Origin of the sequence: Microtetraspora malaysiensis, assembly GCF_001528665.1 — a bacterium.
In the GTDB taxonomy this organism is placed as follows: Bacteria; Actinomycetota; Actinomycetes; order Streptosporangiales; family Streptosporangiaceae; genus Microtetraspora_A; species Microtetraspora_A malaysiensis.
On the sequence record NZ_BBYJ01000029.1, the window covers coordinates 14,960 to 31,230 of the forward strand.

12 protein-coding genes are annotated in these 16,271 nt (G+C 68.2%); 7 read left to right on the plus strand and 5 right to left on the minus strand.

Annotated features, from left to right (window positions below; genetic code table 11):
* Nucleotides 1–75: 75 nt before the first annotated feature.
* The 3 genes from AWQ71_RS32170 to AWQ71_RS32180 all read right to left on the minus strand — a co-directional run bounded on the left by AWQ71_RS32170 (nucleotide 76) and on the right by AWQ71_RS32180 (nucleotide 3,157).
* Nucleotides 76–1,065 (minus strand): hypothetical protein, encoded by a 990-nt coding sequence (locus AWQ71_RS32170; RefSeq protein WP_067140439.1) that lies wholly within the window; start codon nucleotides 1,063–1,065, stop codon nucleotides 76–78.
* Between the two features lie 166 nt (nucleotides 1,066–1,231).
* A complete protein-coding gene (locus tag AWQ71_RS32175) occupies nucleotides 1,232–2,392 on the minus strand; it encodes an AAA family ATPase (protein WP_067140442.1) in 1,161 nt (386 codons plus the stop codon).
* A gap of 3 nt (nucleotides 2,393–2,395) precedes the next feature.
* Nucleotides 2,396–3,157 (minus strand): hypothetical protein, encoded by a 762-nt coding sequence (locus AWQ71_RS32180; RefSeq protein WP_067140445.1) that lies wholly within the window; start codon nucleotides 3,155–3,157, stop codon nucleotides 2,396–2,398.
* A 271-nt stretch (nucleotides 3,158–3,428) separates the two neighbouring features.
* Between AWQ71_RS32180 and AWQ71_RS32185 the strand changes: the two genes are divergently transcribed.
* The 6 genes from AWQ71_RS32185 (at nucleotide 3,429) to AWQ71_RS32205 (ending at nucleotide 10,349) form a co-directional block, all read left to right on the plus strand.
* Nucleotides 3,429–3,833 carry a nuclear transport factor 2-like protein gene (locus AWQ71_RS32185; RefSeq protein ID WP_157570705.1) on the plus strand — a complete coding sequence of 135 codons (405 nt, stop codon included), beginning with the start codon at nucleotides 3,429–3,431 and terminating at the stop codon, nucleotides 3,831–3,833.
* A gap of 761 nt (nucleotides 3,834–4,594) precedes the next feature.
* The gene (rpmF, locus tag AWQ71_RS40860) at nucleotides 4,595–4,780 is read left to right on the plus strand and encodes a 50S ribosomal protein L32 (RefSeq protein ID WP_245658693.1); all 186 of its coding nucleotides are present in this window, start codon (nucleotides 4,595–4,597) and stop codon (nucleotides 4,778–4,780) included.
* A 29-nt stretch (nucleotides 4,781–4,809) separates the two neighbouring features.
* A complete protein-coding gene (locus AWQ71_RS32190) occupies nucleotides 4,810–5,868 on the plus strand; it encodes a radical SAM protein (protein ID WP_067140451.1) in 1,059 nt (352 codons plus the stop codon).
* A gap of 53 nt (nucleotides 5,869–5,921) precedes the next feature.
* Nucleotides 5,922–7,529, plus strand: a complete 1,608-nt coding sequence (locus AWQ71_RS32195; protein ID WP_067140454.1) for an ABC-F family ATP-binding cassette domain-containing protein — start codon at nucleotides 5,922–5,924, stop codon at nucleotides 7,527–7,529.
* A 365-nt stretch (nucleotides 7,530–7,894) separates the two neighbouring features.
* The gene (locus AWQ71_RS32200; RefSeq protein ID WP_067140457.1) at nucleotides 7,895–8,929 is read left to right on the plus strand and encodes a serine hydrolase domain-containing protein; all 1,035 of its coding nucleotides are present in this window, start codon (nucleotides 7,895–7,897) and stop codon (nucleotides 8,927–8,929) included.
* Between the two features lie 658 nt (nucleotides 8,930–9,587).
* The gene (locus AWQ71_RS32205) at nucleotides 9,588–10,349 is read left to right on the plus strand and encodes a hypothetical protein (RefSeq protein ID WP_067140460.1); all 762 of its coding nucleotides are present in this window, start codon (nucleotides 9,588–9,590) and stop codon (nucleotides 10,347–10,349) included.
* Between the two features lie 272 nt (nucleotides 10,350–10,621).
* Here the strand turns inward: AWQ71_RS32205 and AWQ71_RS42145 are convergent, their stop codons facing one another.
* On the minus strand, nucleotides 10,622–10,807 hold the full coding sequence (locus AWQ71_RS42145) for a hypothetical protein (protein WP_157570706.1): 186 nt from the start codon (nucleotides 10,805–10,807) through the stop codon (nucleotides 10,622–10,624).
* Nucleotides 10,808–11,057: 250 nt separating this feature from the next.
* Nucleotides 11,058–11,615, minus strand: coding sequence for a nitroreductase family protein (locus tag AWQ71_RS32210; protein WP_084259535.1), 558 nt, complete (start codon nucleotides 11,613–11,615; stop codon nucleotides 11,058–11,060).
* A gap of 510 nt (nucleotides 11,616–12,125) precedes the next feature.
* Here AWQ71_RS32210 and AWQ71_RS32215 point away from each other — a divergent pair.
* Nucleotides 12,126–16,232 carry a LamG-like jellyroll fold domain-containing protein gene (locus tag AWQ71_RS32215; RefSeq protein WP_157570707.1) on the plus strand — a complete coding sequence of 1,369 codons (4,107 nt, stop codon included), beginning with the start codon at nucleotides 12,126–12,128 and terminating at the stop codon, nucleotides 16,230–16,232.
* Nucleotides 16,233–16,271: the final 39 nt, after the last annotated feature.

A 16,271-nucleotide genomic window follows, 5' to 3' on the forward strand; every position in this document is an offset into this window, starting at 1 on the left:
TGGCGCGACACCTAGGCTTGAGCGCCTTGAGAGCGCCCCAACCGCGTCACATCGCGAAATGGGGCGTTCGGCGTCTCAGATGGGCGACGCCCGCCGGTAGCCGATCGCCGTGGCCAGCTCACGCACCCCCGACGCCTTGGAGTGCCGCTCGATGAGCTGGACGGCCATCGAACGGATAGCCGGGCGGTCGCGCACCTCCGGCACCGATTCACGACATGCGGCGAGCAGGGCGAGTGCGGTCTGCTCGGGCTTGCCCCACTGCCACCAGGCGCGCGCCAGATCCGTGTGCAGCCGCCCTCGACGCTCCGGTGTGGGCAACTGGCTCGGATGTAGGCTGCGGCCGGCGTCGAGCGCAGCCCCCGCGTCGCCCAGCCGCCAATGCACACTGACCTCGTACCCCGTGACGTGAGCGGAGCTGATCGCTACACGCTGACCAGGGAGCGTAGGCAGACGGGCTGCGGCCTCTCTCGCTTCTTTGCTCATCGCCAAGGCACGGTCGCGATCACCGAGCCGGGCCGCGTTGTAGGCGCCAGCGCACAACATCTGCGTGTAGGTGGCGGCCTCGGAGGGCCGGGCGAGCCCGGTGGATTCCAAGAGCGCGATTGCGCGCAGCACGACCTGATCGGCAACCGTCGCGCGGCCCTCGTGGCGCAGCACGATGCCCAGGCACCGAGCTGAGGCGGCCTCACTGACCGGTGAGCCGGACAGTCGGGCGAGCATTGTGGCGCGGTCCGCGGTGATCCGGCTCGCCTGGTGGCTGCCGATTTTGTTGAGGGCCACGGTCGCCAGGTCATAGCAGGAGGCCGCCAGCGCGTAGGCGTCCGGTCTGGCGTGGTAGTCGGCGGCCTCGTGCGCGGCACCCAGCAGGTCGGGCAGGTCGGCGATCAGCCGCGTCAGGTCGCCCATGTCGTATCGGTCTCGCGCCTGCGCGAGCCGGGCGGTGACGCGGGATAGGTCCGGAGGGCTGGACGCTGCCGGCAATACCGCCAAGGCGTCGTCCAGCTTGATCAGCAGCTGCATGGGGATCGCTAGCCCCACGGCGGACAGGAGGGTACGGCGGTGCATCGGGTCCTCCTCGGCCTGAGGGGCTGTCGTGGCTACCGTAGCCACAGGAGAGATCGGAATATCAAGGAGCGCGCCCAGGACATGCGGAGGGATCTGGACCGACCCCGCGACTCGCCGCACGCTGGCTAGTCTCTAACCGAGGCGGTACGCAATAGCCCCTGGCCGGTCACCAGAAGAGGTGTGTCCGCTCGCCCCCGAGGTAGCGGTGCGCGGCGATGAACAAACGCAGGTAGAGCTGATCGCCATCTGTGTCGAGGTAGCCCGGTATGAGTTTGTCGCGGCTCAAGGTCCCGTCCACGTATTCGCGGCCCTCCTCGGTGCGGAGAAGATAGCGGGCGGCCACCTTGACGCGGTCGCCGCCGGCGAGGGCGATCGCGTCGCTCAGGTCGATCTGGACGAGCCCGGACACCTCGCTGTCGTCGAGCGGTATCTCCTCGAGGCTGGCGTCCAGGGGGAGGAGGTGCCAGTACTGGAACTCCCGCTCAACCCAGCCAGGATCGAGGGTCACCGCGGTCTGCCGGATCCCAAGCGGCTGTAGCTCCCAGTAGGCGATGTCGAGGCCGAGTTCCTCCCGCACCTCTCGGACGCCGTCTGGGACGCTCCTCTCCGGCTTCGTAGTGGCCGCCCACCGTGAAGTCGGCATAGTCCGGCCGGTCGAAGGCGTACCGGCCGGGCGACTTCTTCTGCAGAAGCACCGTGCCGCTGGTGGGGTTGACGGCCAGGCAGGAGAACGTCCGATGCCGAGGATCGGCGAGTGCGTGGCGCATACGATCTGCCCGCCCTGCCGGGCCACGCGATCCATGAGGCCCATGAGCTGGAGGCAAGAGCTGAACGACAACGCGGCCTCCGGCTCGTCCATCAGGTACAGCCCCGGCCCGGACACCATCCGGTCCAAGACGGTGAAGAACCCCTCCCCGTGCGACTGCTCAGTCAGGTCGTCCTCCCAGAAGCCGTACCGGCCTGACACGTTCTGCGCGAGGTTAAACAGCGTCTCGACACGGAAGAAGAACCCGCGCCGCTTCAGGCGGGGCCCGTCCAGGAGACGGAACCCGGCGACGGTCAGCTCGGCGTCCAGCACCTCGCCCAGCATGGTGGTGGGTCCGCGGCTGGCGTACTTCGTGCCAGCCTTGCCACCCTCGGCGTTGATGCCGCACGCGTCGGCGATCGCCTCGACGATCGTGGACTTGCCTGAGCCGTTCTCGCCGATGAAGAAGGTCACCCCAGCGGTGAAGCGCAGGCCCCGGCCGCTCAACATTCGGACGGCGGGGAGGATGAACGGCCACTCGTCGCGTGCGCGGCCCGGGACGCGAATGCGGGTGAGCAGCACGCCCTACCTCCTCGCGGCGGGGCGCAGCAGGTCCTCCGCGTGGGACCGGACAGGGCCGGAAAGAGCGAGGTAGTCGCCGCCGGCCGCCCGGTCGAGGATGTGCGCAGCGGCCGAGAGCTGAGCGAGACGACCAGCCGGCGAGTCGAGCAGATCGGCGAACACCTCGTGGACGCGGGCCGCGACCTCCGGGACCGGGAGGCTGTGCAGGTAGAGGACAGCGGCGCCGTACCCGGCCGGCGCCATGCCCCAGTACTCCCAATCCGGCAGGTAGAGGCTGGGCTGGGTGAGGTTGGCCCAGTGCAGGTCGGTGTGCTCGGTCCGCAGCACCGGCTCCGGGACGCCCAAAGCCTGGCCGTAGAAGTCCTTCGCCCGGCGGACGGCGTCGCGCGGGTCGTGGTCGCCCCGCGTGGTCGGCGTGACGGCCAGAGTATCTAGCGCGGCACGGAGCTCCAGCCACCAGGAGACGCGCAGCGCGAGAGGCGCGGTGAGCTCCAGCGTGGGAGAGCACGGCGAGTCCGGCACATACGTCAGGAGCTCGCCGTAGATCGCGATCGGAGGTTCGCTCCAGTCGACACGGTCGATCAGTTCGGGCTTCGGTACACGCTTGATGGCGGCGGCGTCCCGGTTGCCCGTCCACGCTTCGCCGCCTGCCCAGTCCTGGTGTTCTGCGGTCGCGCGCAGCCAGACCCGGCCGCCTTGGCGGAGGGCGGCCGATCCGATGGTTCGGTCATGCCAGCCGAACACCGCCGGACCCGTCGGGGTCACGTCGAGGCGCGGTGAGCTCCGGCAGACCGCGGTGACCCTCGATCCGGTGGCCTACAGCAAGGCCGCACAGCCCGCGGCTCCGATCATTGCAGCGCTGGGGCGCATCATGCCCGACTGTGTGGTCCCGCTGTTCCCCACGCAGAACCACAATCCAGTACAGCAGACCGAGCGGGTAACGGGGCGCGGGTGGTGAGCATGGGATCGAGCCGGTCGTGCCGGTCGGGCGTGCCGACTGGGGCTGCGACGAGCCCTTCTGGGTAGGGGCTCGGCTATGAGCGAGCCGGTAGCAGCATCGAATGGCGGTACTCGCCTGGCCTATGTCCTCGGCGTACCTCTCGCATCCGATGTCGAACGCCAGTGGCCGCAGATGGGTGAGGTTGTACGCACCAGCAAGCTCGTCGGCGAAGTCGAGGGGAACTTCCCTGAACTCACCCTCGAAGTCGGCCGCCGCCTGTATCTCGATGAGGACATCGTCGAATGGACCTGCAATTACGGCGACGGCCGCCTGTACCGCAACGTCAGCATCGCGGAACTCCGAGACGGCACGGCCATTCGCGTCACCGACTACTGGGGCGAGCCAACGACGACACCTGAATGGCGCCAGTCGATGACCGACCGGCTGCACATGCCTGCGGACGGAATTTGGCCCGACGCCCAGCACCTCGGCCACCACTGAAACCGCCGACCGTATCCGAGGACGCTCCCGCCGAGCCGCCTTCCGACGGCGCCGAGGCGGTCCGGCTGCTCGTGCAGACGGCTCGACAGGTGACTACCTGACCCCGCGCGAGGCTGAGCAGGCGCGGGACACCGGGGTGTCAGTAGGTGACAGTGACGCAGCCGTCCCGGCCGGGGGTAGCCGCCCTCGGCCGAGTAGCGGTTGAGAACTCCGCCGTTGGCGCCGCTGCCGGCGCCGGACGGGCAGGCGCTGGGCACCCCGACTGCGGCCGCGCCTCCCGTCCCTCCCTGGGGCGATCCGCTGGAGGTGCCTGCCAGAGTCGCCCGATGCGTTCGGGTTCGAGCTCATAGGAGGTCCTTGTTACGATGGGTGCCATGGAGATTGAGGTCGACAGAATCTAGCCACCGAACTGCCGGTGGCTTTTATCCGTGTGGGCGATGCCCACGCTGGTGAATGACCGTTCTCCTACGCAGCAGCGTGAGTCCGCCCGTCCGGGGCGTTGACACCTCTGCGTGAAACGTGCCGGCACGTTCGCACCGCACCGACCTTGGTCCTGGGTTTGTGCCTGCGAACGCGCGCGACTTCGATCTTCCCCATGCCCGTCCATCCATCGCCCAGTACTCGGGCAGCGGTTCAGCGCCGCACGCGGATGGTGCCCCGGCAGCCCTGATCGAATCTCTCGCCGCAGTGACTCACGGCCCGTGGTCGGTTGTCCCGCCAGTTCCGCTGGCGTTCGAAACCGCTCGCGAAAGGCCATGGCCATGCAGCACCGCACGTCGCGTTCCCGCACCCGTCACCGTCGCGCCCACTGGAAGACGAGCGCTCTGGCGCTCACCACCTGCACGAACCCCGCCTGCGGCAAGCCCACCCCGCCGCACCGCGCATGTCGGCACTGCGGCGTCTACCGGGGTCGTGAGGTCTTGCCTCCGATGGGCGGTGACACGTGAGCACCGTCCTGACCACGAGGAGCCGCTGGATGCGCATTCGCGACCATCTCGCACAGACCAGTGCGCCTGCGTTCCGCTTCCGTCAGCTCATCGCCGCGTGGCAGAGCTCGACGGCCGAGACCTTCGCCGACGTTCATGCGCTGCCGGCCGGCCTGCGTGCCGATCTCGCGGAACGATTCGGTTCACGGCTGCATCCCCTGACTCCGCTGGAAGTCCAACGAGACGAACAGGTTGAGAAGGTGCTGTTCACGTCCGAAAGCGGCGCCCGTATCGAGACCGTCGTGTCTCACTATCGAGCCGGATGGGACTCCATGTGCGTCTCGTCGCAGGCCGGGTGCGGCCTGGGCTGCACCTTCTGCGCCACCGGCGCGGTGGGCCTGGTCCGCAACCTCACCGCCGACGAGATCGTCGCCCAGGTGATGCACCCGTACTGGACCCGCCAAGGGCTGCCCCGACCCGCGAGTGTCGCGTTCATGGGGATGGGAGAAGCGCTCGCCAACCCCCACGTGTTCGACGCGCTCACCCTGCTGACCGACGCGGGCTATGCGGGGATGTCCGCACGACGGATGACCGTGTCCACCGTGGGGTTCGCGCCGAACCTCACCCGCCTGGTCGACGAACACGCGCAGGTGACGATCACCCTGTCCGTGCACTCGCCGTTCGCACAGGAGCGTGCCCGCATCATCCCGCTCGAGGAACGCTTCCCGCTCACGCAGAACCTCGACATCCTCGACCGGCACGCCGCCACGAGCCGCCGAAAGGTCTATCTCGCCTACCTGCTCATCTCCGGCGTCAACGACAGCAACGACCATCTCGCCGCGCTCGCCGAACTGGTCCGCGCGCGGTCTCGGCCCGAGCTGTTCCACGTCAGCGTCATCCGCTACAACGAGGCGGCGGGGGCGCCACCGGACTACCGAGCCCCGTCCTCCATCCGAGTAGACGCCTTCGTGCGCGGACTAACCGTGCGCGGCGTGCACGCGACGAGGCGACGGCAGTTCGGTGCCGGCATTGATGCCGCCTGCGGTCAGCTCCACGCCAAATACCTCGCGGCGGACCCCACGATCGCCCTGCCGCCAACACCGAACTGATCCCCGTCACGCCCCTCCGCAGCTGACGAAAAGAAAGACGAGAAACACCACCCATGTCCACGAAGTCCGCCATCACACTCCGCGATCTGACCTTCGAATGGCCAGACGGCACCGTCGCACTCTCGGGCGTCAACGGCACCTTCAGCGCCGGCCGCACCGGCTTGATCGGGCGCAACGGTGCCGGGAAATCGACGCTGCTTCGGCTGATCGCAGGCATCCTGCGGCCGACCACCGGCCAGATCGACACCCTCGGCGAGGTCGGCTACCTGCCTCAGACGCTCACGCTCCGGCAAGAGGCGACGATCGCCGAGCTCCTCGGGATCGACGGGATCATCGCCGCGATGAGGGCCATCGAGTCCGGCGACGTCGACGAGCGCCACTTCGACACGATCGGCGATGACTGGGACATCGAGTCCCGCGCCGACGAAGCCCTGCACCAGATCGGATTCTCCGCCGGAGACCTCGACCGCCGCGTGGCCGAGGTCTCCGGCGGAGAGGCGATGCTCATCGCCATCACCGGGCTGCGCATCCGCCGCACTCCGATCACCCTGCTCGACGAGCCCACGAACAACCTCGACCGGCCTACCCGCGCCAAGCTCGCCGACTTCGTCGACCAGTGGCCGGGGACCCTCGTCGTGGTCAGCCACGACCTCGGACTGCTGGAGCGCATGGAGAACACCACCGAGCTCTACGGCGGCACCCTCGACACCTTCGGCGGCCCTTACAGCGCCTGGAAGGAACACCAAGCGCAGGAGCAGGCGGCGGCGGTCCAAGCCGCGCGGTCGGCCCAGCAGGCGCTCAAGGTCGAGAAGCGGCAGCGCGTCGAGGCGGAGACGAAGCTGGCGCGCAGGGAGCGCACTGCGAAGAAGACCCAGAGGGACGGCGGCATCCCGAAGATCCTGGCGGGCAACCGCGCCAGCAAGGCCCAGGCGTCCGCGGGCTCGTTGCGCTCCACGCTCGACAACAAGGTCCAGGCGGCCCAAGCCGCAGTCGATGCCGCGGATGCCCGCGTACGCGAAGAGGAGCACATCACCCTCGTCCTGCCTGATCCCGACGTTCCGCGCGGAAGGCGCCTCGCGGAGCTGCATGACCAGGACCGCACCTTCGTGATCCAAGGGCCGGAGCGGGTCGCGCTTGTCGGGGCGAACGGCACCGGAAAGTCGACTTTGATCGAGCAGCTCATCCGCGGCACGGCTCCCGCGCCCGATCGGCCGCATGGGCGTCTCCTGACCGAGCTCGCCGGCTACCTCCCGCAGCGTCTCGACGGGCTTGACGACGATGCGAGCGCGATGGCGAATGTGCAGTCGGTCGCCCCTGGGACGCCGGCAGGCACGATCCGCAACCAGCTCGCCCGGCTTCTTCTGCGGGGCGACAGCGCCGATCGTCCGGTGCGTACGCTATCCGGCGGCGAGCGGTTCCGCGTCTCCCTCGCGCGGCTCCTCTTGTCGGAGCCGCCGGCTCAGCTGCTGGCCCTGGATGAGCCCACCAACAATCTCGATATCGCCAGCGTCGAGCAGCTCGCGGAGGCACTCGATGCGTACCGCGGGGCCCTTCTCGTCATCAGCCACGACTTCGCGTTCCTCAAGCGGATCGGAGTCGACACTGTCATCGAGTTCGGCAGGGACGGCCGTATGCATCAACGCCGAGACCTGAACGTCTGATGGTCTTGGATTGAGTGCGATGAGGCGTTAAGGAGCAGGCAGGTCGTAGGCGCCTGACCTGCCTGCTCCTTCGCCGGGGATCTTCCACATACCGATTTATGCACGCCGGCCGTCGAGGCCATCTCCCGGCCAGGCCGCCTGCGCACCGTGGTCTTCCATTACCGTCAACCCTGGACGCGCAGCCCAGCCAAACTTGGCGAGGGAGGTTCCTATGCTCATCGCGCTGGAGAAACAGGCGGCACTGGTCGCGCTTCTCCATCGCCCGCGGCATCTCCGTGGTTGACGCAGCGGGACTACGGCCACCTGCCGGCTGAGCCCGCCGCGCTCGAAGCTGACGTCACCATCGACGACACGGAAGCAGCCTGATGCCCAGAGTCTTCACCCTCGGCGACACCACCCGCCTGACCGAGACCCTCCGCCAAGCCGTCGACGAAAGTGTCACCCCCGGCGGCGTCATCGTCTGCGGCACCCGCGGCGGCGAACGGCACGCCATCACCGCCGGGACCATCGGCGAGGAGGCCGGCGCGGCACCCGCCACCGAGCACACCCTGTACGACATCGCCTCGCTGACCAAGGTGGTGGCCACCTGGCCGCTGGTCGGCCGGCTACTCGACGTCGGCCTGCTGGAACTCGACGCGCCCGTACGCGACTTCCTGCCCGCCATCTCCGGCGAGGCACCCAGCGGGCAGGCGACCATCCGCCAACTGCTCACCCATACCAGCGGGCTGCGCGCGGCCACCCGGCTGGACCACTACCGCGGCGCTGAGGCACCCCTGCACGAGCTGTTGTGCCGCGAGCCCTTGGAACACGAGCCCGGCACCCACCGCTACATCAACCGCGGCTACATCCTGCTCGGCCTTGCCCTGGCGCACATGGGTGGACTGCCGCTGGAAGCTCTCGCCGGCGACCTGTGGGACCGCATCGGCATGACCTCCACCTGCTACGGCCCCCTCGCTCGCCGGCCCGACGTCGCGCCCACCGAGCAGCGCATCCCGTGCGCGCCCCGCGTCTGGGGCAGCGTCCACGACGACAACGCCGCCCTGCTCGGCGGCATCGCCGGGCACGCCGGCGTCTTCGCCACCCCGCTCGACCTGGCCCGCTACGCCGAGCACTTGCTGACCGCGTACTCCGATGACCAGTCCGAGCCGGGCGAGTGGCTGCACGCCAGCCTCGTCGGTCAGGTGACCATCGAGCCGGGCCTGCGGCGCGGCCTGTCATGGATCCTCGCCGACGACGGCCGTCTCGCCTACCACCACGGCTGGACCGGCACCAGCCTCTACCTCGCCCCGCACACCGGCAGCTACCTGGTTATCTGCACCAACGCCGTCTACTACGGGCACGCCCGCGGACGCCTGGTGCCGTTGCGCGACTTGGCCCTGAAAACCCTCGCCGCCACCTGAACCGAAAAGGTCCGATCAACAGGTCCCTGCCGGCGGGAGTCGAAGCCCAGCAGGGAAGGTGGATTGCGAGCCCGATCGGTCACCTATGGGGGGCAAGTGGTTAGTGCGTGGGTAGCAGAAGGCGTGAATGCAGCCCCCGAAGTAATCGACTGCCAATGGGTCAAATCACCGTCGTCCTGGATAGCTGAACGCGCCCAACCGTAGTCAACGACTGAAAATTCCTCTGGGGTTGATCTTCAGAATCGACGAGGCCGGGGACCTCGGTCTGTCGGGTTCGATTCCCGTCCGCGCCCGATACCAGGCATAACGTGCGGAAAATCATGAGACGATCACGGTTTCCCGCGCGAGCGACCTCCTTGGGAGGCCAATGGGAAACAAATGGGAACGCCGCATCATGATCTTGTCCCTGCTGCGCCATTCCGGTCCGGGAGGGGGGCGCGATGCGGACTGCGTCGCTCTCTGTCACTGGGCCACTTCGGAAGCGCGGATTCAACGACCTGTGTCTACCTTCATTCACAGAATGAAATGCTGCGCCATCCCCGAGTTCTGTCTCCTTGAGGAGACGGAAGCATACCCAGAGTAACGACTATCCGGACTTATCCCCGCTTCGTATCGTGCGTGGAACTGCACCTTCCTGGACTTCTGGCGAGGGATATCCATGGGACTCAAGGCGCTGGTCGGGCGATGGTTCGAGGAGTGGTTCCAAGATCGGGTAGAACGCGGACTCGACGCCCGGGTGGACGCACGGCTCCACGCCTGGGTAGAAGCAGGGCTCAAGGAGCAAATCGACGCTCACTTCAACGCCAGGTTCGACGACCGATTCGACGCGTTGCCGAAGGCCGACCTGAAAGAGCTTCTCGACGCCTACGTCGACGCCGCAGCCGACGATTTCATCGAGAAGAAGTTCGATCTTCGTTTCTTTGCCTGGGCCGACCTGTGGGCCGACAAGAACCTCACACCGCGGCTCGATGACCACTTCGACCGGCGGCTCAACACCCGCCTCGACACTCTGGTGCAGGCCCGCGTCGCCAACCGGATCGACGACCGGATCGACCGGCGGATCAAACAGTTACTCATCGCGACCCGCACGCCGGCCGAGGAGCGCCCCACAGCGGAGGATCCGCAACCAGTCACGGAGAAGCCATCTCCGCCTCCCGGGCCTGAAGAGGTGGAGCCGGCGGAAACCTTGGTCACGGCGGCCAGGCTCGTCGAGCTCCTGGACGACGTGAAGATCGGGACCGACCGCGTTCGTGTCCTGCTGAGGGGGCAGGCTGCGATCCCCGGGCGGCCGAGCGAATACCGGCTGGGTGATGCCGCCGCACGGATACTGCTCCGCAAGGCGAAGAATCGGCAAGGCGAAGAATCGGCAAGGCGGAGAATCCCCAAGGCGGAGAATCCCCAAGGCGAAGAAGACGGTTAAGGCGAGCGCGCGCAAACGGCGCCGTAGACCGCCGGACAAGTGATGAGCCGGGACATCCGCCGCGCCTACCTGGGACCTTGCCGGGCGTCTGATCGTCATCGAGCTGTCCGACCTCGACTGGCCCGGCCGTTGCGCCTTGCTCGGTGGGCCCGCTGCGCGGGCCGCCCGGCCGCCTTGCTGCGGGTGGAGCCTCCCACGCTGCTCCAGGCCCGTACGCCCGAAGCGTTCGCGCGGCGGCAGCGTCCCCGCCTACATGATCGGAGGCGTCGGGTCTACCACCAGGAGGTCCGGTAGGCGGCGGACGTGCACTTGTCGCCAGGCTTGGTGCTGATGCATGCGCGGAAGGCGAGCCTGGAGCTAGAGGACGCCGGGTAGGCGCAGGTGAACGTCCCCACCCTGGCGAGAATGCCCCAGGAGTCGTCGGGCTTCCTGTCCCCGTTGGTGTCCACCTCGATCACGGTGTACTGCGTCTGGGGCGCAGCGGGCCAGGAAGCCGAGTCTGTTCATGGGGCTGGCCGTACGGGCGAGCGATATGGATTCGCTTCACGCCGGCTATGCCTGGGCAGTCCACGGGTTGGTACTCCCCGGCACCGCCGGATCGAAGAGATCCCGCACTGGTCATACCGGCGACGCCGCCATCAAGCCATCGCCCGCCGATGCCACTACCAGCGCAGATCCCAGCCATGATCTCACTGTGTCACTGGAGTGCTAGGAACCGCGGGCCCAGGTTATCTGTGTCCGAGACCTGCGCTCACGGCTTGTCCCCGCACCGGTCATCGACCATGCCTCGGCGGTCGGCACGCCAATCGCAGCCATGGTGGTGACCTCCCAGTGGCTGGGCACGCTGAACTCTCGTGCCACTGCGTCTTGATCGAACGCGCGGAACTGGTGGACCGACATGCCCATGGTGTGCGCCTGGAAAGTCAGGTGCGCCACTGCTTGGCCGAGGTCGTAGTGGGCGAACTCCGAATAGTCCATCTCGGTGTCTTCGACGAACCTCTGGCTCAGGTTCGCCACGAGCAGGCTTGCGCCCGGTGCCCAGGCGGATGAACTCCGGGACAAGTGCCGAACGAGTTTGGCGTGGACGCCGTCGCCGCGCCTGCCCACAATGAACGCCCACGGTTGGGAGTTGCCCGCTGAGGGTGCGCGGCCCGCTGCTTCCAGGAGCACATCGACCTCGTCGTTCGAAGCGACGTGCTCCGGGTCGAATTGGAGCGGGCTGAAACGACGCGCGGCGAATGACGTCAGGGCAGGAGAAGTCGTCACGAAGCGCCCCAACCTTGTCGCGATCAAGCGTATTCCGCGCGGGCCGAGGGTGCCGTCTGTCAGCGGGCCCGGGCGGCAGCCCGGCACACACGACCTGGCCGCCCGGCGGACCGGTCGAGCAAACCAGTAGCGGCCGGCCGAGCCGGGGCGGCAGCCCAAAAGGGAGATGTCGCTGTGGTCCCCACTGTGCCCAAGTTCAGCCCCGGTCGGCTGGACGGAGTGCGCGCCAGAGTGGGCCCACGGGCACTGCTGCTGTACCCCTCGGGGGCATCCCGGCAGCGCGAACTGATCATGTCACGGTCCATTTTCGGTCCGGGGTGAAAATCCTTGACGATCGGCCGGCAAGATCTTGACAACATGCTCTTGCAAGTACTTACTTGAGATCGCTGATCGTTTCCTCCCCTTCTCTCCCAGGGGACACGGGGCCTTTCTGCTGCCCCGGCCCCTGTCTGTCCCAACCCCCTGTCCTGATGAGGCGGGTACTCGGTGTTCCGAAAAACAGTTTCCGTGATGCTGGCCGCCGCCCTCTCGGTCGGCGTGTCGACCTTTGTGAACGTCAACCCGGTGGCGGCGGTCGCGCACGCCGCCGCCGAGCCCGACACGGCGGCGCCGACGGACGAGACGGCGAAGAAGCTGGCTCGCGAGACCGGCAGGCAGATCGAGGTGCTCGCCAGGCGAGGGGAGGAGCGGGAAGTCTTCGCCAACCCCGATGGCACCCTCACCGGCGTCGAGCACCTGCGCCCGGTCCGGGTCCGGCAGGACAGCTCCTGGGTGACTCCCGACGCCACGCTGGTCAAGCACCCCGATGGATCCATCGGGCCCAAGGCGTCCACGATCGATCTGTCGCTGTCCGGTGGTGGTGACGGCCCGCTGGTACGGATGACCCGCGCCGGCCGCGAGCTGGCGCTCACCTGGCCGGGCGGGCTGCCCGAGCCGGAACTGCAGGGCGACTCGGCCGTCTACCGGTCGGTCCTCGACGACGTCGACCTGATCGTCAGAGCCGACACCGACGGGTTCTCCCACACGCTCGTCGTCAAGACGCGGGAGGCGGCCGCGCGCCTGGGCGCGCTCAACTTCGGCCTCGGCGGCTCCAGCCTGACCGTACGGACGCAGCAGGAGGGCGGCGTCCTTGAGGCCGTCGACCAGGCGAGCGGCGGCGCGGTCTTCGAGGCCCCCCAAGCGATCATGTGGGACTCCGGCGCGACCGGTGACCAGAGCGCGGCGCGAACGCTGGACGCCCAGCGAACGCCGCAGGGCGGGCTGGAGGACGGACCCGCCGACACCTCGAAGGTGGCCGACCTGCGGACCGCCGTCGAGGGGGAGACCCTGACCCTGCAGCCGGACGCGGCACTGCTGAACGCCCCCGACACCCGCTTCCCCGTCTACATCGACCCGGTGTGGAAGACGGTCAAGGCGACGGCCTGGGCGTACGTGTCGAAGGCCTACCCGACCACGTCGTACTACAAGTTCGGCGGCAAGGCCGACTCCGGCATGGGCCTGTGCTCCGGCGACCCGAAGTGCGCGGCCTCGGACGTCAAGCGCATCTTCTACCGGATGCCGACCAGCGCGTACGCCGGCAAGACCATCATCTCCGCCGACTTCGTCGCCAAGGAGACCTGGTCGTACTCGTGCACCGCCAGCGCCGTCCAGCTCTGGCTGACCAAGGCGTTCACCGACAAATCGACATGGAACTCCACGAAGGACAACTGGCAGAAGCAGCTGGACTCCAAGACCGTGGCCAAGGGCTGGTCGTCCAGTTGCCCCGGCGGTGACGTCGAGTTCAACGCCACCGCCGCGGTGAAGGACGCCGCCGCGAGCAAGTGGTCGACCACCACCTTCGGGCTGAAGGCGGGATCCGAGACCGCCGCCTCCGGCTGGAAGCGGTTCGCCGACGACGCCTACCTGCGGGTCAACTACAACACCCCGCCGCCGCAGCCGAAGCAGAGCGACCTGTCGATGAATCCCGGCGGCACGTGCGTCTACTCTCCGGCGCCCGCGATCCGGGTGCCGCCGACGCTGTACGCGGTGCTGACCGACCCCGACTCCGCCGACGCGAACAAGGTCTACGCCGAGTTCGCGGCCGACTGGGACGGCAAGACCCAGTGGACGTCCGGCAAGATCGGCCCGAAGACGTCGGGTTCCACCTTCCAGGTGAAGATGCCGGCGACGATTCCGGAGAACAAGACGATCGACTGGTACGTCCGCACCTGGGACGGCTACCAGTACAGCCCGTGGAGCTGGAGCGGCTCCGCGACCGCCTGCTACTTCACCTACGACAAGACGGTGCCCCCCGCCCCCGTGGTGACCTCGACGGACTACCCGGAGTCCGATCCGGAGAACCCGGACGACCCGTGGTACAACGGCGTGGGCCGCTACGGCCGGTTCACCGCGGACTCTCCCGCGCCCGACGCCGTCAAGTACTGGTTCGGGATCAACGGCAACCCCACCCAGGCGAACGAGCGTAAGCCGTCCACCGCGGGCGGGCCGGTGACGATCGACATCGCGCCCGAGCACGCGGGTCTCAACTACATCACCGTGCAGGCGTTCGACCCGGCGGGCAACGCCAGCGAGCCGGCCCGCTACGCGTTCAGGGTCAAGTCGGGATCCGAGGCCAAAGCCATCTGGCCGCTGGACGAGCCCATGGGCTCTCCGAAGGTCACCGACGTCTCCGGCGCCTACCCCGCCACCGTCAACGGCGGCATCACGCTCGGCGTCGACGGAGTCGTCAAGACGGCGATGCAGGCCAACGGCAGCAGCGGCTACGCGATCACGGCCGGGCCCGTGGTCACCACGACGAGCAGCTTCAGCGTGTCGGCGTGGGCGCGGCTGCCCGAGGTCAAACCCAACCACGCCGCGATCGTCGCCACCCAGATCGGCGCCAACAAGAGCGGGTTCGAGCTGTACTACTCCTCCAGCTACGACCGGTGGATCTTCAACAGGTACAACACCGACACCGCCGACAGCGCGATCACCCGCGCCATCGCGACGACCGCGCCCCAGGGCGGGGAGTGGTCCCACCTGGTGGGCGTCTACGACTCCGTCGCCAAGACGATCAGGCTCTACGTCAACGGGACGCTGCAGGCGACCACGGCGTTCACCACCCCGTGGAACGCCACCGGCCCGGTGCAGCTCGGCGCCGGCTGGTACGGGGCGCTGGACGCCTTCTTCTCCGGCGAGATGGACGACGTGCGGATCTTCGACAGGATCGTCACTCCGGAGGAGGTCGGCAACCTGTTCACCCAGCACCCGGTCGTCGCGGCCCGCTGGAAGCTGAACGATTCCGCGTCCGCCGTACGCCAGAGCAAGGCGTATTGGAAACTCGACGAGCCGGCGGGCGCCACCCGCGCGGAGGAGGCCAACGGGACATACCCGGCGGGCAAGGTCGGCGGCCTCACCTTCGGCGCCGCGGGCAAGGTCGGCACCGCCGCCCACCTGGACGGCACGACCGGATACGCCAAGACCACCGGCTCGGTGATCGACACCACCAAGAGCTTCTCGGTGTCGGCCTGGGCGAAGCTGCCCGCGACCAAACCCACACACGCGTCGATCATCGCCACCCAGATCGGCACCAACAAGAGCGGGTTCGAGCTGTACTACTCCTCCAGCTACGACCGGTGGATCTTCAACAGGTACAACACGGACACCGCGGACAACGCGATCACCCGCGCCCAGTCCACCGCGGTGCCGCAGGGCGGGGTCTGGACCCATCTGGTGGGGATCTACGACGCGGCCGCCAAGACGATCAGGCTCTACGTCAACGGAAAGCTGAACTCGACCACCGCCTTCACCACCCCGTGGAAGGCCAACGGCCCGGTGCAGCTCGGCGTCGGCTGGTACGGGAAGCTGGACTCCTTCTTCCCCGGCGACATCGACGACGTACGGATCTTCGACCAGATCATCACCGACTCGGAGATCGCCACGATGGCCGGCGGCGCCCCGCTCACCATCGCGGCCGACGACGGCCCCGCCGGACGGCACGTCACCCTGAACGGCAACGCCAAGATCGACCAGGGCGCGGGCTGGGTCGGCAACCCGCCCGGCGGCCTGGTGCTCGACGGCGACGGCGACTACGCGGCCACCGCGGTCCCCGTGGTGCGCACCGACAACAGCTTCACCGTCGCGGGCTGGGTGACCACGGCCGGCCGCCCGAACAAGGCCGTGACGGTCTTCAGCCAGGAGGGGGCGGTCAACAGCGGCTTCACCCTCCGCTACCGGCCCGACCCCGCCGACCCGGACAACTGGGGCGGCTACCAGATCGAGATGCCGGACAAGGACGCCACCGGCGCAGACCGGCCGACGGCCGAACACTCCTCCTTCCAGGCCGGATTCGAGTGGGACCACGTCGCGATCGTCTACGACGCCTTCCAGGACCAGATGCGGCTCTACGTCAACGGCGAGCTTGAGCAGACCGAGGACCAGGTGTCGTGGCGGTCCAACGTCGTCGGCGTCAACGCGACCAAGGGCCTGCAGCTCGGCCGGACGAAGGCGGACGGCGTCTGGGGCGAGTACTGGCCAGGAGTGATCGACGACGTCTGGGCCTTCCAGGGCGTCGCGAGCGACGAGCAGATCCAGATGCTGGCCGGCGGAGCCGAGCTGGACACGGAGACCGGCCCCTGAGCGGGCTTCCCTTCCTCATCACATCCCCACGACTCCGAA